Raw genomic sequence first — 18,811 nt, 5'->3', positions numbered from 1 at the left:
CCTTCAGGGTCAGATGGTGGGCTATTCGGCCACGTAGGTGCGACGGCACCAGCGGTAGACGGGCAACTGCTCCCCTTCATGGACGGAGTACAGACCCGAGAACTCGAAATGTTCGTAGGCGTTGCCGCACAGGACCTTCACTTTGGGCTCGGATTCCAGGGATGTGACTTCCCATACGGCAGGAACCGGCACCCAGTCCGGGCCTCCGGAAAGGATCACTCGAACGGAATTCGGCACTTTCGGTTCCGACGTCCCGTGACGGCGGGGGGCTGCTCGTACGTCGCCTTTTTGTTTCCCGTCGACATATCCTTCGGCGCCCGGTGCCCGGTCATCACCGCTATACGGCGAATTTGTCCTCTCAAGAGCGGGCGGAAGGTGGTAAAGCGGGGGAAACAGGCATCGGGATGCCATGAGGAAGGAGCGGCACAGAGAATTGATGATGGCGGAAATCGGCATGATGACCTGCCAGACGTGAGGGGAGCGACAGCTCTCCGCTGCAAGCAAGTGCCTGGAGACGACAGTCGCGCATCGCGGACGCAGAGAATCTGCAGGGCAGGCGGCGGACGCGAACTCACCGACGCCCAGGCCCCCTGCCCGCTTGCCGCCCGCCGGGCCGGGGGGTGATGACGGTCCCGGCGGGCGGCTGGTCCCGGCTCACGCAGGGACGGACGGGAGCAGGGGGCGTTGCCGCAAGGGCCACCTGCGCATGTACCGGTCAGGACGCGTTGGCCAGTGCCTGGCTGATTGCCGAAGCAGTCGCCTGCTCGGAGCCCAGGGCCACGCTCGAGAACCCGAGAATGTTGTACACGAGGGCGGTCGCGTTGGTCGCGGTGGCCATGAGGATGCCGGCCCCCACGACCTGCGGCTGTCCCTGGCAGTCACCGATGGCGGCCTCGAGGTAGGCGGCGGTGGCCACGTTGTGGGTGCGGGCGGCAGCGGGGTCGTCGGCCTGGTCGGCCGCGATGGCGGCGTTGTTCGACGTCTGCGCGGACTGCAGGTCGCCGACACAGGCTGAGGCAGGTGCGGCGGCGGGGGTGGCCATGGCCAGAGGAGCGATGCCGACGACGGCGCCCGCCGCCATGGTGGCGGTGACGGTGGCGGCGGCAAGACGGGAACGGAACATGTTGGCACTCCCTTGAAGAGATTACTGGTTCACTCATCGGCTACGAGGCCGGTGGGAGCGGTTGCCTCCAACTGTCCGGGAGGTGGCTGCCTGTGAACGAGAACTCGACCTGATCGCCGCATACTTCGCGTGCTGGGAGTGAGGACCGGAACGGGTAGCAGTCACGTCCCCGGAAAGGGATGGGCAACCCGCCGGCTCGTAATCCAGTAATGCGACACGGATGAGTGGCATCTCAAGGGGGGCGGCGCCTGCGTCACCCGATCGGAGTACAAACCAGATGTTGATCGCAGCAAACCGGTCGGCAACGTGCACCGCCCCGACCGTTGCCATCGTTCCCGCGGGCGGGGAGCACCTAACTTGCCTGTTTTCGGCCGACTTTGAAGGCGAAGTGCGAGGGCCGGCAGGCTGGTCCAGTGCGCATGCGTGACCGAAGCGGCGGGGCGGCAGCACATCCAGGTGGCACCGGAAGGTCATACCGTCTGATCGACACCGTGGCCGGAAAGCGTCGCATCGATCGGCTCTTGGCTGCAATACGGCAGACGTCGACTGCCGTGCGAGAAAATCGCCAGCATTCTGAGTGCTATCGGGCTTCCCGAATGAATCTGTGGAAGCACCATGATGCACATAGTGTGCGAGCGGCACCATCAATCCGTCTGGTCACCCATGCGCCCCGCATGAAACCGATATTTTCATCACAACAGGTTAGGCCATCCGGGTGTCCGCCTTCGGGTAAGTGTTGTCGCCATATGCCAATCCGGTGGATAACGGTTACATCCAATGGTGGGCCGCCCGTCCTCTCCGGCGGAGTGGTCGTCCGCTTTCAACGCGTCGGTTTCGTGCCGGCCGCTGCACGGCGGGCTACCACGATGGGCACCCCGCGAGAGGTGTTGGATCCGTCAGCCGGCGTCGGCCGGCGTCGGCTGACGCGTAATTTCCGCATCCCCGTGAAACGGAGCGAGTTGCTGAAACAAGACAGCCGTGAACGCCGTCACCCCCTGTATGGCCAGTTGGGGACCTCCGCTCTTCTGTAGGAGATGCGGCAGCCCCTGACGGGATCGGTGCTACGCCTTCGATGCCGGGCGCAGTGGTGGGAAGCCTGGAGACGTGTTCCCGGCAACAGCCCATCCACGCCTCGCCGGCGATGGAAGACCACTAGGCCGCTGTCGATGCAGAGATGCACGCCCTTCATGCCTGACGCGCAGGGCGCGCCCCCTCAACGTCGGCGCTGGACCGCGCCCAGGGCGCCAGCACTTCTCGCTGCGGCCCGCATCCCACAGGACCAGGAGTGACAAGACATGTTGACCACACGTGCGTGCGCGCGGATCGATCTTTCCCCCCAGGACATCGAGCGATGGCCTGACTCGTCGGCGGTCCGGGCGCTGGCCGCCGTCTGGTGCCGATCGCACATCGTCACCGTCCATTTCCCCGCAATGGACCGTTCCGTCCCGATCTGTCGTTATCTGACTCGCTTATGGCTGGACCAGCAGCACTTGGCGGACCAGGGCATCCGTTATACGGCCCTGCTCGTCACCACGGAACTTGCGACGAACGCCATCGTCCACACCGACAGCACCGTTATCACCGCCAACCTGCGGAGGAACCGAACTCACCTGCGGATTCAGGTGCGCGACCAAGGAAGGGGCTCCACAGGGAAGCACTGGCACAATGCCTCAGGGTTCGGTCGCGGTCTCGGAATCGTCGCCAGTTGCACCCAAGCGCTCGGCACACACGTGACTGACGACGGCACCCGTACGATCTGGGCCGCTGTCTCCCTTACGGGAAGTGAGCCATGGTGTCAGGCCGAAGGGCCCCCACGCCACACCCGCTGCCGCTGACGACATTTCGTGGACTATGGGCCGACAGCTGACCGGACATGCGGAACGATGTAGCCTCCGGTGAACGCCCTTGACCTGCAGAAGCAGGCAGGGAGCAGGCAAATCGGGAGTTTCCTCGTGTTTCGCACAATGTTCAAGTCCAAGATCCATCGCGCCACCGTCACCCAGGCCGACCTGCACTACGTGGGATCGGTGACCATCGACGCCGACCTCCTCGACGCCGCCGACCTGCTGCCCGGCGAGCTGGTGCACATCGTCGACATCACCAACGGCGCGCGTCTGGAGACGTACATCATCGAGGGGGAGCGCGGGTCCGGGGTCATCGGGATCAACGGGGCCGCCGCCCATCTCGTGCATCCCGGAGACCTGGTGATCATCATCAGCTACGCCCAGGTCACCGACGCCGAGGCGCGGGCACTGAAGCCGAGGGTCGTGCATGTCGACGGCGGCAACCGGATCGTCTCCCTCGGCGCCGACCCGTCCGAGCCGGTGCCCGGCTCCGACCAGCAGCGCAGCCCGGGGGCCGTACCGGCGTGACGACGTCGGGGTGACTGGCCGAGCGGGGGCCGGGTAGTCGGGGGAGTAGTCCGCGGGTGATGTCCCGCCGGCGGCTGGAGGACACCATGACCAGCCCGTACCCCGAACCCGTCCCACCGGAGCCGTACCCCACTCCGGTTCCGCCACCGGAGCCGTCGCCGGGCCCTGAGCCGACGCCGCCTCCGGCGCCCCCGCCTCCGGCACCGCCCCAGCCGGGGCCGCCGGAGCCGTCGCCTTCACCGATCCCCCCGGGCCCGGAGCCCGTACCGAATCCGGAACCGGGACCGCCGCTGACCTGAGAAGCGGCAGAAGCTAGGCGGAGACCTCCGTCCGGTCACCGCCCCACAGCGTGTGGAACGAACCCTCCCGGTCCACCCTCCGGTACGTGTGCGCGCCGAAGAAGTCCCGCTGCCCCTGCGTGAGCGCCGCGGGCAGGCGTTCGGCGCGCAGTGCGTCGTAGTACGCCAGCGCTGCCGCGAAGCCCGGTGCCGGCACTCCTTGCCGCGTCGCCGCGACCAGCACCTCGCGCCAGTCGTCCTGCGCCGCCGCGATCTCCTGCGCGAACGTCTCGTCCGACAGCAGGCTCGGCAGATCGGGGCGGGCGTCGTACGCGGCGCGGATGCGGTCCAGGAAGGCCGCGCGGATGATGCAGCCGGCGCGCCAGATGGAGGCGACCCGGCCGAGGTCGATGTCCCAGTCGTACTCCTCGCCGCCCGCGGCGATCTCGTGGAAGCCCTGCGTGTACGACACGATCTTGGACGCGTACAGCGCCTGCTCCACCCGGTCCGCGAAGGCCGCCGCCTCCGACTCGCTCATCGGGGACGCCTTCGGCCCGGCCAGCCCGCGGGACGCGGCCCGCAGCGCCGCGTGGCCGGACAGGGAGCGGGCGAAGACCGCCTCCGCGATGCCGGACACCGGCACACCCAGGTCCAGCGCGATCTGGACTGTCCAGCGCCCCGTGCCCTTCTGCTCGGCCTCGTCCACCACCATGTCGACGAACGGCTTCCCGGTCGCCGCGTCCACATGGGACAGCACCTCGGCGGTGATCTCGATCAGGTACGAGTCCAGCCGTCCGGTGTTCCAGGTGCGGAAGATCTCCGCGATCCGCGCGGGGGAGTACCCGGCGACGTCTCGCAGCAGCTGGTACGCCTCGCCGATCAGCTGCATGTCGGCGTACTCGATGCCGTTGTGGACCATCTTCACGAAGTGACCGGCACCGTCCGGGCCCACGTGCGTCACACAGGGCGCGCCGTCGTTCGCCTTCGCGGAGATCTTCTCCAGCATGGGGCCGAGGGACGCGTACGACTCCGTAGAACCGCCCGGCATGATGCTCGGGCCGTGCAGCGCGCCCTCCTCGCCGCCGGAGATGCCCGTGCCGACGAAGTGGATGCCCTGCTCGCGCAGGGCCCGTTCCCGGCGCCGGGTGTCCGCGAAGTGCGCGTTGCCGCCGTCGATGATCATGTCACCGGGCTCCAGCAGCGGCGCGAACTCCTGGATCACCTCGTCCGTCGGCTCACCGGCCTTCACCATGATCATGAGCCGGCGCGGGCGCTCCAGCGCCGCCACGAAGTCCTTGGCGGCCTCGGTGGGGACGAAGTCCCCCTCGTCCCCGAACTCCGCCACCAGCGCGTGCGTGCGCGACGCCGTCCGGTTGTGCACGGCGACCGTGTAGCCGTTGCGCGCGAAGTTCCGGGCGAGGTTGCGGCCCATGACCGCCAGCCCGGTGACGCCGATCTGCGCCGAAGTGCTCATACCGCCTGCTCCCTAGCTGCCTCGTGACCACGGCTCCGTCGTTACGGGCCCGGATCCCCAGCCCATCCTGACGTGCCGCCCCGGCGGATGCATGTCCGACCCGCCACAGGCCATCCGGCAGGTCATCCGCGCGATCCGCGGGGGGGATTCCACCGGTGATACGGAGCGAAGGCGCCGATGGCCTCAACAGGGGCCCCTTCCCGGCCACTTGGGCGGGTCAGGAGGGCGGGTTTGCATCTTGTCATGGCCTGTTCGCAGCGCATATTTTTGCCGCTCCTGACGCATGCCGAGGGGAATCGGACATGGCCGTACGCGGCCGGCATCGCCGGTACCAGCCGAACAGGATCAACCGCGCCTCACTCACCGTCACGGCGGGCGGCGCCGGCCTCGCCATCCCGCTGGTCGCCGTCGGCACCGCCGACGCCGCCGACCCGGCCACCTGGAACAAGGTCGCCGCCTGCGAGTCCAGCGGCAACTGGAGCATCAACACCGGCAACGGGTACTACGGCGGGCTGCAGTTCACCCAGTCCACGTGGGAGGCGTATGGCGGCACACGGTACGCGCCGCGCGCGGACCTCGCCTCCCGGGACGAGCAGATCGCCGTCGCCGAGCAGGTCCTCGACGGACAGGGGCCGGGCGCCTGGCCGGTGTGTTCGGGGCAGGCCGGGCTGAACCGGGGTGGCGGCAGCGCCGGCGTGCACACCGAGAGCGCCGTCACCCGGCCCGCGCGGACCGCGCGCAGTTCCGTACGGGACGTGCTGCCCGAGACCACCCCGCAGTCCCGCGCGGGCAGGGCCGAGATGTACACGGTGGTGCACGGCGACACGCTCTCCGGCATCGCCGACGACCACCATGTGCGGGGTGGCTGGCAGCGGCTGTACGCGGGCAACCGCGCGACGATCGGCGCCGATCCCGACCTGATCCTGCCGGGCCAGCGGCTCAGCCTGCGCGCCCCCGCGGCGCCGGCGCCCGAGACCCGCACCACGCCCAAGTCGTCCAAGTCTCAGAAGAGTAAATCCCCTTCCGAGAAGAAGACCTCTCCCAAGAAGCACACGGGGCCGACCGGGCATACGGCACACGCGCCGGCCGGCAGCGGCCACGCGCTCGTCGCCCCCGTGCACGCGCCCCTCGGCACCGGCTACCGCGAGGCCGGGTCGCACTGGTCGCTGGGCTACCACACCGGAATCGACTTCCTCGTGCCGACCGGAACCTCCGTCAAGGCGGCAGGTGCCGGACAGGTGGTGGCCGCGGGCTGGGGCGGTTCCTACGGCTACCAGGTGGTGATACGGCACGCCGACGGCCACTACTCCGAGTACGGGCACCTGTCGGCCATCTCCGTGCGCGCCGGGCAGAACGTGTCCGAGGGGCAGCGCATCGGCCGGTCCGGGGCCACCGGAAACGTCACGGGCCCGCATCTGCACTTCGAGGTGCGGACGGGGCCCGGTTTCGGCACGGACGTCGACCCGGTCGCCTGGCTCCGGGCGGGCGGCGTCAGGATCTGACCACCGGCCGGCCCCGCTCCAGGACATCCAGCGGCAAGCGGAAGCCCGTGGCCAGCGGGTCGTACCAGGCCGGTAGGACGTAGCAGAGGATGGGCATGGGGGCGGGCGAGGGCACGACTGCCTCGCCCTCGTCCCCGTCCGGCCCGAGCCCGAGCACTGCCTTCTCCAGCTCCGCCCCCGCCAGCTCCGCCCCCGCCAGCTCCGGCTCCGCCCGCTTCGGCTCCGCATCCGCCTCCGTGGCCGCGCGCTGCGTGGGTACGCCGGGGAACGCGTCCCCGGTGGCGACACCGGCTTCCAGAGCGGCAACGCCCGCTTCCACCGCCGTAAGGCCGGTCTCCGGCTCCGTCACGCCCGCTTCCGCCGGCGTCCCCTCGGTCCGCACCGTGGTCAGCAGGATCAGCCCGCCCGCCGCCACCACACCGCAGCCCAGAGCGAGCACGGTGCCCGTGCCGGCGTAGCGGAACGCCTCGCCGAACATCAGGATGCCGACCGCAGCCGCCAGCACCGGATTGACCACCGTCAGCGTGGCCAGCGGCGCGGCCAGTCCGCCGCCCTGGTAGGCGGCCTGGGAGAGCAGGACACCGGCGACCGCGAACACGGCGATCACCGCGAGGGAGGGCAGGTCGCCGAAGCTGATCCCGTCGGTCCAGTCGACGGCGACGGTCTTGGTGAACACCGACGACATGCCGAAGGCTATGCCGGAGGCCGTCGCGAGCAGCACGCTGCGCATCGCCGGGCGCCGCTGCGCGGCCCGGCCCGCGCCCATCAGCGCGACGACCGCCCCGCCGGTGACCAGCGCGACGGCCACCCGCTGGGCCCCGTCCAGGGAGTGCGAGTCGGACGAGCCCACGAGGGACAGCAGTCCGGCGAGACCGACCGTGGCCATGACGGCGCCGCGCCAGGCGGTCGCCCCGGCCCTGCGGCCGACGAACAGCGCCGCCATGGGCAGCGCGAAGACTATGGTCAGAGCGCCCAGCGGCTGGACGAGGCTGAGCGGGCCGTAGGCCAGCGCCACGACGTGCAGCAGACCGCCGAGACCGTTCAGCGCCAGCGCCGCCCACCAGCTCGGCCTGCGCAGCGGCATGGACGGGCCGTCAGGGGCGGACACCGCGACCTGCTCCTGCACGATCGCTCCGCCCGCGTAGGCGAGGGCGGAGACGATCGACAGCACCACGGACAACGCGAGGGCGCTCATCGGCGTCTCCTCTGCGTCAGGCGGGGCCTTTGGGCCCGGCGCGGCGTACGGTCGGCTCTCATGGCGAACACTCTGCCCGGCCGGGCCTGTTCCCGTCGTCGTCCCTGAGCACGCAATGCCTCCTACTACCGGCGGAGTACACACGCCGGGCGATCATCCCCCAGGTGGGCGACCGGAGAGGGAGACCCGGACGCTCCAGCGACGATCGAGCCTGGTACTAGTGCTTTTCGTGGAACTCGACCCTGATCTCGTCGCGCTCCGCCCACTCGGCGGCTTCTTCGTCCTGCACACGACCGGAGCCGCCTGCGGGGCGGATCCGGGCCCGCTGCCGACCCTCGCGGAGACCTACGAAACCGCAAAAACAGCTGTTGACCGAAATGCTCTGACGTTTCGTGTCATAACGGTCGCAGACCGCCTCCGCACCTCCGAGTTGAGGGTTTCCGCCTCCATCGCGCACCAGGCGCTCGCCGCCCGGCTCTGGTCGGTAGCCCTCGGCTGTGCCGCGCTGTACGGGCACCTGCCCGACCTCGATCCGCGGCTGCTGCGCTGGGACGCCGCCGCCTCCGCCCCCGACGACCTGTGGCTGACCGAGGTCCGCCCTCTGCCCGGCGACGCGGCCACCCTGGCCGCCACCGTACTGGAGGGCCATCTGGCGCCCCTGACAGCGGTGTTGCGGGCCCGCTTCGGCGTCGCGGCGGGCCTGCTGTGGGGCAACGCGGGCTCCTCGCTCGCCGGTGCCGCACGGGAACTGGACCGGTGGGCGCGCGCGGCCGGCCGTACCGACGTGGCGGAACGCTCCCGCGCCCTCACCGACGGCCTCTTCGCCCACCCCCTGCTGCGCGCCACGGGAATCCGCTCCGGCACCGCGTTCCGCCGCCGCAGCTGCTGCCTGTACTACCGGGTGCCGGGCGGCGGGCTGTGCGGCGACTGCTGTTTCACCCGGCCCCCGCGCTCTTCCCCGCGCGCCCCGTCCGGGTGACCATGAGGGGGAACTGCCCGCCGGAGCCAGGGGGTTGACGGTGCGAGTGGGACTGCTGACCCGGGAGTACCCGCCGGACGTGTACGGCGGTGCGGGCATCCATGTGGAGTTCCTCGCCCGGGAGCTGACCTCCCTGGTGGACCTGGAGGTGCACTGCTGGGGCGAGGGCCGAGGCGTCGGTGTCGTACGGCACCGCCCCTGGTCCGCGCTCGACGGAGCCAATGACGCGCTGCGCACCTTCTCCGTGGACCTGGCCGTCGCCGCCGCCGTCCAAGGCCGCGAACTCGTCCACTCCCACACCTGGTACGCGAACCTCGCCGGCCACCTCGCCAAGCTCCTGTACGGCATCCCGCACGTGCTCACCGCCCACTCGCTGGAGCCGCTGCGCCCCTGGAAGGCCGAGCAACTCGGCGGCGGATACGCCCTGTCGAGCTGGGCCGAGCGCACCGCGGTCGAGGCCGCCGACGCCGTCATCGCCGTCTCCGGCGCCATGCGCGAGGACGTCCTCGCCTGCTACCCGGCCCTGGACCCGGCCCGCGTGCACGTCGTGCACAACGGCATCGACACCCGCCTGTACCGGCCCGACCGCGGCACCGAGGCCCTCACCCGGCACGGCATCGACCCGGCCCGCCCGTACGTCCTCTTCGTCGGCCGCGTCACCCTGCACAAGGGCGTGCCCCAACTGCTGTGCGCGGTACGGGACATAGATCCGGGCGTCCAGGTGGTGCTGTGCGCCGGAGCGCCCGACACCCCGGAGCTCGACCGGGAGTTCCGGGACCTGTTCCGGGAGCTGAGCCGGGTGCGCGACGGCGTGTTCTGGATCCCGCAGATGCTCCCGCGCACGGATGTGATCCAACTCCTCACGCATGCCGCCGTGTTCGTCTGCCCGTCGGTCTACGAACCCCTCGGCATCGTCAACCTGGAGGCGATGGCGTGCGGTACTCCGGTCGTGGCCTCCCGGGTCGGCGGCATCCCCGAGGTCGTCGAGGACGGGAAGACGGGACTTCTCGTCGACGTGGACGGCGACTTCGAGGAGGGCCTCGGGCGGGCACTGGACACCGTCCTCGGCGACCGGGAGACGGCCCGGCGGATGGGCGAGGCCGGACGGGAGCGTGCGGTGGGGGAGTTCGGCTGGGACGCGGTGGCCCGGCGCACCGCCGCTCTGTACGAGCAGATCCTCGAGCAGGCTTAGTCCGGTCCGCTCGGGGCAGCCATGGTTCAACTTCGTCCTGTCCAACCTCGTCAACGCCGACGTCTCCACCAAGGTGCGCGGGCGGCATGGCCAGCGAGTCCATCATCAGCGCGGGCTGCCTGATCCGCGGCCAGGTCACCCGGTCCGTGCTCGAGGTCCCGCCCGGCGCGACGATCGGCGTCAACCCGGAACGGGACGCCGAGTTGTACACGGTCTCCAAGGGCGGGGCGATCGCGCTGGGGAAGGGGCAGCGCGTCTCCTGACAGCCAATAGGGTCTACGGCATGATCGCCGACGCTTCCTCTGCCGCCTCCGCCTCTGCTCCCTCCCTCGTCCTCCGCCCCGCGACCCGCGCCGACCTGCCCGCGGTGCTCGCCCTGCTCGCCGACGAGGACAGGGTCGTGGATTCGGCGGCGGTCGAGGTGACGCCGGCGTACGAGAGCGCGTTCGCCGCCATCGAGCAGGACCCGCGCAACGAGATGCTGGTCCTGGTCGAGGACGGCGGCATGGTGGTGGGCTGCCTGCAGGCGACGTACATCCCCGGGCTCGGCAAGGGCGGCGCCGAGCGGGCGTTGATCGAGGCGGTGCGGATCCGCGCGGACCGGCGCGGCGGCGGGCTCGGCCGCACCCTGATGGACCGCGCCGTCGCCCGGGTCCGCGCGCGGGGCTGTGCCCTCGTCCAGCTGACCAGCAACAAGAACCGCGAGGACGCACACCGCTTCTACACCGCGCTGGGCTTCGCCCGCAGCCACGAGGGGTTCAAGCTCGCGCTCTGACAGGGGGCACAGCCGGTGTCCTGGCGGAACGTCAAAATGCTCCCTCCGCGCGCGCGACGCGTACCCGCGATCCGTGCTCATTGCCCGGATTCGGCCCTGTCGGCCCTCACGATGCAGACATCGATGTCGAACCTTCGGAGGTCATCCGACATGAGAGGGATCCGGCGCACGCGGCTGTGCCTGGCCGGCGTGATGGCAGCGTCCACGCTGATCGCCGCCCCCAGCGCACGCGCCGCCGAGCGGACCAACGGCCACCTCACCGACCTGGTCAACCCCTTCATCGGGAGCCAGAACGAGGGCAACACCTTCCCCGGCGCGGCCGTGCCCTTCGGCATGGTGCAGCTCTCCCCGGACACCGGGCACCGCACCGGCTACGACTACACGGAGAGCCGTATCCGCGGCTTCTCGCTGGTCCATCTCTCCGGCGTGGGCTGCCGGATCGGTGGCGACCTGCCCGTGCTGCCCACCACCGGTGACGTGACGCAGACGGACTACTCGAAGTACGCGGCGGCCTATTCGCACCAGGACGAGGAGGCGAGCCCCGGCTACTACCGTGTCGGCCTCGCCTCCGGCATCCGGGCCGAACTGACCGCGACCGAGCGCACCGGCGTGCAGCGCTACACCTTCCCCGCCACCGGCAAGGCCAACGTCCTGCTGAACGCGGCCCAGGCGCTGCACAAGGCGGTCTCCAGCGCCGTCGAGATCCTTGACGACCACACCGTGCGCACCGAGATCACCGGCCATGGCTTCTGCCGGGACACCGGCCCGTACACCGTGTACACGATCACCCGCTTCAGCCGGCCCTTCACCGCGTACGGCACCTGGGACGGCGCCACGCTCGCCCCGGGGTCCCGGAGCGGACACGGCGGCGCCTACGTCCGCTTCGACGCGACCAAGGACCGTACCGTCGAGGCGACCACCGCCCTGTCGTACGTCGACTCGCGCGGCGCCGCCACCAATCTGGCCAGCGAGGGCGGCCGGCCCTTCGACGCCGTACGGCAGCAGGCCCGCGAGGCGTGGGAGCAACGGCTGGCCGCCGTCCACGTTCACGGCGGCACCACGGCCCTGCGCCGCACCTTCTACTCGTCGCTGTACCGCTCGTTCCTCGCACCCAACATCGGCAGCGACACCGACGGCCGGTACTTCGGCTGGGACCGCCGCACCCATCACGCCGACGGCTTCACCTACTACCAGAACTGGTCCCTGTGGGACACCTACCGCACCCAGGCCCAGCTGCTCGCCCTGCTCGCGCCGCGCGAGGCCCGCGACATGGCCCGGTCGGTGGTGCGGATCGACGAGGACGGCGGCTGGCTGCCCAAGTGGGGGTACGGGCCGATCGAGACGAACGTGATGAGCGGCGATCCGGTCACCCCGTTCCTGACCACCGCCTACCAGTCGGGCCTGCTCAAGGGCTTCGAGGAGCTGGCCTACCGCGCCCTGAAGAAGAACGCCGACGGCGTGCCGCCCGCCACGTACCCGGGCATCGGCCGGGAGGCCAACGCCGAGTACATCGCGCACGGCTTCGCGCCCTACGAGAAGGACCGCCCGCTCGCCAAGCTGGGCGACTCCGACTACCACCACGGCGCCTCCGTCACCCTGGAGTACGCCCTCGCCGACGCCATGCTCGCCCAGATGGCCCGCGGCCTCGGCCACCCGCAGGACGCCGCCCGCTACGCGGCCCGGTCGCGGAACTACCGCACCGTCTTCGACCCCGGCATCGGCTTCTTCCGCGCCCGGGACGGCTCCGGGGCGTTCACCGGTCCGGCCGACCCGGCCAGCGGCCCCGGCTTCCACGAGGGCAGCTCCTGGCAGTACCAGTGGCTCGTCCCGCAGGACCTGCCCGGCGTGGTCGCCCTGATCGGCGGTCAGCGCGCCGCCAACGACCGCCTGGACACCTTCTTCGCCTACGACAAGCTGCTGGCCGACCCCGAGACGACCGCCCGTCAGGTGTGGGTGCACGACGATCCGTACGCCTACTACAACGCGGCCCTCTACAACCCGCAGAACGAGCCCGACCTGACCGCGCCCTACACCTACCTGTCCACGGGCCAGCCGTGGAAGACCACGGACGTGGTGCACGCGGCCCTCACCCTGTTCACCGACGGGCCGACCGGGGTCACCGGCAACGACGACCTCGGCACGATGTCCGCCTGGAACGTGCTGTCGTCCATCGGCCTCTTCCCGATCCAGCCCGGCTACGGCACCTGGGGCCTGACCACCCCGGTCTTCGACCGCGTCGACCTCACCCTCGACCGGAGCTACTGGCCGGGCGGCGGGCTGACGGTCACGGCGCCCGGCACCTCCGCGGCCGACCGCTACATCCAGGCCGTCCACGCCGACGGCACGGCGCAGCCGCGGACCTACGTCACGACGGACGTGCTGCGCTCCCTGCGCACGCTCGCGTTCACGGTCGGCCCGCGCCCGTCAGAGTGGGGTACGTCACCCGAGGCGGCACCGCCCGTCCTGAAGTGACCTCAGCAGTGCCATGAGTCCCACCCCTTTCGGAGGGGGTGGGACTTAATCTGCTGTTAACTGAGCGTAGCCTGATCGTACTTGACCGTAATCAGCACTCGGGGTTTGACTGCATATATCCAACCGTCGACGACGTGCGAGGCAAGCCCTTGACTTCCGACCTGCTCGCTCCCCTAGACCTCGCCTTCTGGAACATGGAGTCCGACCGGTACCCCATGCACCTCGGCGCGCTCGGCGTCTTCGGCGCGCACTCGCCGACCGCGGGCGCCCACGCCGCCGATCTGCTCGCCGCCCGCGCCGCCGCCGTACCCGGACTGCGCATGCGGATCCGCGACGTCTGGCAGCCGCTCGCCTTCGGCGGTGCCGCGCGGGAGGCCGACCCGGACTTCGACCCGCTCAACCACGTACGGCTGCACGCCCCCACCGCCGACTTCCACGCGGTCGCCGGACGGCTGATGGAACGCCCGCTGGAGCGCGGCCGGCCACCGTGGGAGGCGCATGTCCTGCCCGGCGAGGACGGGGTGTCCTTCGCGGTGCTGTTCAAGTTCCACCACGCCCTCGCCGACGGGCTGCGCGCGCTCAAGCTCGCCGCCGGTGTCCTGGACCCGGTGGACCTGCCCGAGCGCAGTCCGCGCGCCGTCGAGCCGCCGCGCGGACTGCTGCCCGACGTGCGCAGGCTGCCCGGGCTGGTCCCGGGGCTGGTCAAGGGTGCGCTGTCGGACGTGGGGCGGGCGCTGGACATCGGCGCCTCGCTCGCCCGGTCCACGTTCGGCATGCGCCCGTCCTCGGCGCTGACCTGCGCGCCCAGCGGCACCCGTCGCACCGCCGGGGTCGTGCTGGACATCGACGACGTGCACCGGGTCCGCAAGAGCGTCGGCGGCACCGTCAACGACGTCCTGATCGCCGTCGTCGCCGGTGCCCTGCGCAACTGGCTGGACGAACGCGGTGACGGCAGCGAGGGCGTCGCGCCCCGCGCGCTCGTCCCCGTCTCCCGGCGCCGCCCGCGCACCGTCCAGCCACAGGGCAACCGGCTCTCCGGCTACCTCATACGGCTTCCGGTGGACGACCCCGACCCGCTGCACCGCCTCGCCACCGTGCGCACGGCGATGGTCCGCAACAAGGACGCCGGTCCCAACCGGGGTGCCGGGGCCGTCGCCCTGCTCGCCGACCATGTGCCGGCCCTCGGGCACCGGCTCGGCGGACCGCTGGTCGGGCAGGCCGCGCGGCTCTGGTTCGACATTCTCGTCACGAGCGTGCCGCTGCCGGGGCTGGGGCTCAGGCTCGGCGGCCACCAGCTGAACGAGGTCTACCCGCTGGCGCCGCTCGCCCCGGGGCAGTCGCTCGCGGTCGCGATCTCGACGTATCGCGGGCGCGTGCACTACGGGCTTGTCGCCGACGCGCAGGCCGTGCCGGACCTGGACGTGTTCGCGCGGTCGGTGTCGGCCGAGGTGGAGACGCTGCTGGCGGCCTGCGACCACTGACCACCCGGCCTCCGGCCGGGTCCGGTCTCCCACCCGCACCACACATGCAACTTTCGTCGTCGGGTGCGAGTGGCCCCTGCGGGGCGGATTCGCCGTTGGCGGCTCGCGGGTCCGTGGAGGGGGAGTGGGGCGGGCTCGCCGTGGGTGGTCTGCGGGTTCGTAATGGGGGAATGGGGCGGGCTCGCCGTGGGTGGTCTGCGGACCCTGGTGGGGCGGAGCGGCTTCGCCGTCGGTCGTCTGGTGGGTCCGTGGACGGGGTACGGGGCGGATTTGCCATCGGTGGTGTGCGGGCTCATGTAGGGGAGTGGGGCGGCCTCGCCGTTGATGGTGTGCGGGCTCGTGGAGGGGCACGGGGCGGAGTCGCCTTCGGTGGTCTGCGGGGTTCGCGGGCGGCGTGCGGGGCGGATTTGTCGTCGTTGGTCTGCGGGTTTGCGGAGGCGGTGGCGCGGGGTCGGCGTCGATTGTCTGGCGGGGCCGTCGATGGGAGGCGTGGGGCGGGTGGGGTGTCTGTGGTGGGTGGACGTTGGGTGTGACGGATACCCGGGTCCGTGCGGTTTGGCTCACGGGGCCTGTGCTCCGTAAAATTCCCCGTTCGAAAGCGGGCGCGAGTCGGCGCGCTGCGCGGGTGATCAGGGAAGCGGCAGCGCGATGACGGTGACAGACGACGGCTCCACGGCCATGGAAGAGGTCGTGTACGGCCCCGGTATCGACCCGGAGCGCCTGGCTGTCTGCCTGAGCGTGCTGGAGGAGCTGGACCAGCTCGATGTCGACCACCCCGACGCGATCAAGGTGCGCCGGGCCACCTCGCACATCTACCGCACGGTCAAGCAGCGCCGCCGCCAGGAGCGCCGGGCCGCCAAGACCGCGCACGACCGCTCCGTCACGGAGGCCACCGCGACCGGTTCCGCCGAGCGCATCGACGACGAGACCGAGGGCATCCTGCCCTCCTCCAAGGTCGAGCCCGGCCGGATCGCGGGCATACTCCAGCGCCCGCGCTCCTGCTACACCTGCAAGCAGCGGTACGTCGAGGTCGACTACTTCTACCACCAGCTCTGCCAGGACTGCGCCGCCGAGAACCGCGCGAGGCGCGACGCCCGCGCCGACCTCACCGGCAAGCGCGCCCTGCTCACCGGCGGCCGGGCCAAGATCGGCATGTACATCGCGCTGCGCCTGCTGCGCGACGGCGCGCACACCACGATCACCACGCGGTTCCCGAAGGACGCCATCCGCCGTTTCAAGGCCATGGAGGACTCGGCGGACTGGATCCACCGCCTGGAGGTCGTCGGCATCGACCTGCGCGACCCGGCCCAGGCCGTGGCCCTGGCCGACCAGCTCGCCGAGCAGGGACCGCTCGACATCCTGATCAACAACGCGACGCAGACCGTGCGCCGCCTGCCCTCCGCGTACGCCGCGCTGGTCGAGGGCGAGAGCGCCCCGCTGCCGGCCGGTGAACTCCCCGCCCACCACGTCATCGGCGCCTTCAACTCCGGCGCGGTCGACGGACTGGCCGCGCTCCCCGTCGGGACCAGCGGGCTCGACGCGCAGAAGGTGGCCGACCTCGCCCTGGTCGCCGGCAACGCCAGCGTGGCCCGGCACCGCGACGGCACGGCCATCGACGCGGGCGGCCTGGTCCCCGACGTCGTCGACACCAACACCTGGGTGCAGTCCATCGACCAGATCTCCCCGGTGGAGCTGCTCGAGACCCAGCTGTGCAACTACACGGCGCCGTTCATCCTGATCAGCAAGCTGCGCCCGGCGATGGCCGAGGCCGCGCGCAAGGCAGAGAGCAAGCGCGCGTACGTCGTCAACGTCTCGGCGATGGAGGGCGTGTTCAGCCGCGGCTACAAGGGCGCGGGCCACCCGAACACGAACGCCGCGAAGGCCGCCATGAACATGGTGACGCGGACCAGCGCCGAGGAGATGTTCCAGACCGACGGCATCCTGATGACCTCGGTCGACACCGGCTGGATCACCGACGAGCGACCGCACTACGACAAGCTGCGCCTCGCCGAGGCAGGCTTCCACGCGCCCCTCGACCTGGTCGACGGCGCCGCCCGCGTCTACGACCCCATCGTGCGCGGCGAGGCCGGTGAGGACCTGTACGGCGTCTTCATGAAGGACTACGCGCCGGGCAAGTGGTGAGCCTAGGTCCTGTCGTCACATTCCCGTCGTCCGCCCCGAAGGGCGGGCCCCGCGGCGTCTGGTGCGTGCGATCGCAAGGCGCCGGAGCGTCCGCGTGGCGGAGTCACGTGGGCGCTTCGGCAACGCGGCGAGCGGGCGTGCCGGGCGTCGCGGGGCAGGCGGGAATGTGACGACAGGACCTCAGGGCGGCTCCGCGCCGCCCCGGGTCTCAATCGACGGCGCCGAGGCGGGAGTTGCGGGCCGCCACCAGCTCCAGCACGGTGCGCCAGTCCTCCAGTACGCCCGCGTCGAAGCCCGCGGTCCGGCCCTCCTCGTCCGCCTGACGCAGCCGCGACGTGTCGTCGTCGGCGGGCCCGGCGTCCCCGCTCACCAGCCGGAACACCCGCTCCCCGAGCAGCGAGCGCACCGCCTCCGCCGTACTGCGGGCCCGCCCGGCCTCGTCACCCGGGCCCGGGTGCAGCACCGGCCCGATGCCTCGCACCAGCCCCGCCACCTGGAGCTCCTTGTCGGCGGGGCGGCTGCGGCGCAGCAGCGCCGCGGTCCGCAGCGCGTGCTGGTGCCGGCCGGCGTACAGCAGATCCATCAGCTCCTCGACGCTGCGCAGCTCCATGCGTCAGTCCTTCCGCGAGTCAGCCGTTGCCGCCCGTCACCAGATCATGGCGAGCTTGCGACCCGGCCAACAGGACTTGAACTGAGCCGCGTCCGTTCGAGCGGACAGAGGCAGACATCGAAGATGCGTTCGCATGAGTAGGCCAAGTGGGTGATTCACTCGGGCGCCCGAGTGATGCACTTTGCCGTAAATAGCAGCATATTGAAGGCATTGAACGCCAAGTGACTCGCGATAGTTACAGCTTGTTTGCACTCCCTATCGAGCGGGCGCCCGCTCATTTGGTTAATCTGGGTCGGACGGACAGCACGAAGGGGTCCCACCCACACCCACGGTCCGTCCCGGGGTACGCCGGTGGACAACGGCCTGCTCTGACACGAGGAACCGGCGCCACCGCGTCCGAACTGGCTTCCATCCAGACCCGAGCGGGCGTCGAGCGCCGAAGCGCAGACTGTTCGGTATGCCCCGAGGGTGACCCGACACATAAGGAGTGCGCGGTGACACCGGAGAAGACGAATCGCGAAGAGCGCCCCAAGGAACCCACGGAGCCCACCGGCCGCCGCCGCCGGTCCGAGGAGCTGGGCAGCCTCGACGTATGGGCCCGGTCGGCCCCGATCCGCCTCGCGGGTTACGAGGAGGACCTCGCCGAACCCCACATCCTGCCCAGCGTGGACTGACCCCGGGCGGAACTTCGCGATCGCCGCACGCATGGGCGTGACAGACTCACGCCCATGCTGATCAGAGAAGCCGTGGCCGACGACTGGCCACGGATCTGGCCTTTCTGGCACCGCATCGTCGCCGCGGCCGAGACCTACGCCTGGGACCCCGACACCTCGGAACAGGCGGCCCGCGACCTGTGGATGAGCCCGGCCAAGCGCGTCTACGTGGCCGAGGACCCCACCGGCGCCGTCATCGGCTCGGCCTACCTCACCCCCAACTACGGGGGCCCCGCCGCGGGTGTGGCCAACGCGGGCTTCATGGTCGACCCGGACCGGACCGGCGAGGGCATCGGCCGGGCCCTCGCCGAACACGTCCTCGCCGAGGCCAAGGCCCACGGCTACCGCGCGATGGTCTTCAACGCGGTGGTCGAAACCAACCCCGCCGTGGGGCTCTGGACCTCCCTCGGCTTCACGATCCTGGCCACGATCCCGGAGGCCTACGACCACCCCCGGCACGGCCGGGTCGGCCTGCACATCATGTACCGGGCGTTCGACTGACC

General features: G+C 70.8%; 16 protein-coding genes and 1 pseudogene. 12 read left to right on the top strand and 5 right to left on the bottom strand.

Features of this window, described 5'->3' with window-relative positions:
* Window positions 1–21: 21 nt before the first annotated feature.
* Both ACWD35_RS11565 and ACWD35_RS11560 read right to left on the bottom strand, forming a co-directional pair.
* Window positions 22–456, bottom strand: coding sequence for a DUF5988 family protein (locus ACWD35_RS11565; protein ID WP_451350977.1), 435 nt, complete (start codon window positions 454–456; stop codon window positions 22–24).
* Between the two features lie 259 nt (window positions 457–715).
* Entirely contained in the window at window positions 716–1,123 is a 408-nt protein-coding gene (locus ACWD35_RS11560) for a hypothetical protein (protein ID WP_451350976.1), read from the bottom strand.
* A gap of 1,295 nt (window positions 1,124–2,418) precedes the next feature.
* Here ACWD35_RS11560 and ACWD35_RS11555 point away from each other — a divergent pair.
* Both ACWD35_RS11555 and panD read left to right on the top strand, forming a co-directional pair.
* Window positions 2,419–2,958 carry an ATP-binding protein gene (locus tag ACWD35_RS11555; protein ID WP_451350975.1) on the top strand — a complete coding sequence of 180 codons (540 nt, stop codon included), beginning with the start codon at window positions 2,419–2,421 and terminating at the stop codon, window positions 2,956–2,958.
* A 117-nt stretch (window positions 2,959–3,075) separates the two neighbouring features.
* Complete coding sequence (gene panD / locus ACWD35_RS11550; protein WP_451350974.1) at window positions 3,076–3,495, top strand: aspartate 1-decarboxylase; 420 nt, start codon at window positions 3,076–3,078, stop codon at window positions 3,493–3,495.
* Between the two features lie 312 nt (window positions 3,496–3,807).
* Here the strand turns inward: panD and gndA are convergent, their stop codons facing one another.
* A complete protein-coding gene (gene gndA, locus ACWD35_RS11545; protein WP_451350973.1) occupies window positions 3,808–5,247 on the bottom strand; it encodes an NADP-dependent phosphogluconate dehydrogenase in 1,440 nt (479 codons plus the stop codon).
* 302 nt (window positions 5,248–5,549) lie between these two features.
* On the opposite strand from gndA, the gene ACWD35_RS11540 reads away from it, so the two are divergent.
* A complete protein-coding gene (locus ACWD35_RS11540) occupies window positions 5,550–6,749 on the top strand; it encodes a transglycosylase family protein (protein ID WP_451350972.1) in 1,200 nt (399 codons plus the stop codon).
* Here ACWD35_RS11540 and ACWD35_RS11535 read toward each other — a convergent pair.
* On the bottom strand, window positions 6,739–7,944 hold the full coding sequence (locus tag ACWD35_RS11535; RefSeq protein WP_451350971.1) for a DMT family transporter: 1,206 nt from the start codon (window positions 7,942–7,944) through the stop codon (window positions 6,739–6,741). The two genes, ACWD35_RS11540 and ACWD35_RS11535, sit on opposite strands and share 11 nt — an antisense overlap.
* A gap of 229 nt (window positions 7,945–8,173) precedes the next feature.
* Between ACWD35_RS11535 and ACWD35_RS11530 the strand changes: the two genes are divergently transcribed.
* The 7 genes and pseudogenes from ACWD35_RS11530 (at window position 8,174) to ACWD35_RS11500 (ending at window position 16,985) form a co-directional block, all read left to right on the top strand.
* A complete protein-coding gene (locus ACWD35_RS11530; protein ID WP_451350970.1) occupies window positions 8,174–8,923 on the top strand; it encodes a (2Fe-2S)-binding protein in 750 nt (249 codons plus the stop codon).
* A 40-nt stretch (window positions 8,924–8,963) separates the two neighbouring features.
* Window positions 8,964–10,115 (top strand): glycogen synthase, encoded by a 1,152-nt coding sequence (gene glgA / locus ACWD35_RS11525; protein ID WP_451350969.1) that lies wholly within the window; start codon window positions 8,964–8,966, stop codon window positions 10,113–10,115.
* Window positions 10,116–10,159: 44 nt separating this feature from the next.
* A pseudogene (locus ACWD35_RS11520) lies at window positions 10,160–10,378 on the top strand (glucose-1-phosphate adenylyltransferase); the annotation flags it as partial.
* A gap of 20 nt (window positions 10,379–10,398) precedes the next feature.
* Complete coding sequence (locus ACWD35_RS11515) at window positions 10,399–10,890, top strand: N-acetyltransferase family protein (protein ID WP_451350968.1); 492 nt, start codon at window positions 10,399–10,401, stop codon at window positions 10,888–10,890.
* Between the two features lie 150 nt (window positions 10,891–11,040).
* Complete coding sequence (locus ACWD35_RS11510; protein WP_451350967.1) at window positions 11,041–13,362, top strand: GH92 family glycosyl hydrolase; 2,322 nt, start codon at window positions 11,041–11,043, stop codon at window positions 13,360–13,362.
* 149 nt (window positions 13,363–13,511) lie between these two features.
* Complete coding sequence (locus ACWD35_RS11505) at window positions 13,512–14,843, top strand: wax ester/triacylglycerol synthase family O-acyltransferase (protein ID WP_451351099.1); 1,332 nt, start codon at window positions 13,512–13,514, stop codon at window positions 14,841–14,843.
* 648 nt (window positions 14,844–15,491) lie between these two features.
* Entirely contained in the window at window positions 15,492–16,985 is a 1,494-nt protein-coding gene (locus ACWD35_RS11500) for an SDR family NAD(P)-dependent oxidoreductase (RefSeq protein ID WP_451350966.1), read from the top strand.
* A gap of 208 nt (window positions 16,986–17,193) precedes the next feature.
* Here ACWD35_RS11500 and ACWD35_RS11495 read toward each other — a convergent pair whose 3' ends face one another.
* Complete coding sequence (locus ACWD35_RS11495) at window positions 17,194–17,595, bottom strand: hypothetical protein (RefSeq protein ID WP_451350965.1); 402 nt, start codon at window positions 17,593–17,595, stop codon at window positions 17,194–17,196.
* A gap of 494 nt (window positions 17,596–18,089) precedes the next feature.
* Between ACWD35_RS11495 and ACWD35_RS11490 the strand changes: the two genes are divergently transcribed.
* Entirely contained in the window at window positions 18,090–18,269 is a 180-nt protein-coding gene (locus ACWD35_RS11490) for a hypothetical protein (protein WP_451350964.1), read from the top strand.
* Window positions 18,270–18,323: 54 nt separating this feature from the next.
* Window positions 18,324–18,809, top strand: a complete 486-nt coding sequence (locus ACWD35_RS11485) for an N-acetyltransferase family protein (protein ID WP_451350963.1) — start codon at window positions 18,324–18,326, stop codon at window positions 18,807–18,809.
* The last annotated feature ends 2 nt before the right edge of the window (window positions 18,810–18,811 follow it).

This window comes from Streptomyces sp. NPDC002671 (genome assembly GCF_053592475.1).
Note: the sequence above shows the minus strand (reverse complement) of the source record. Positions and strands in the feature narration are given on the sequence as shown.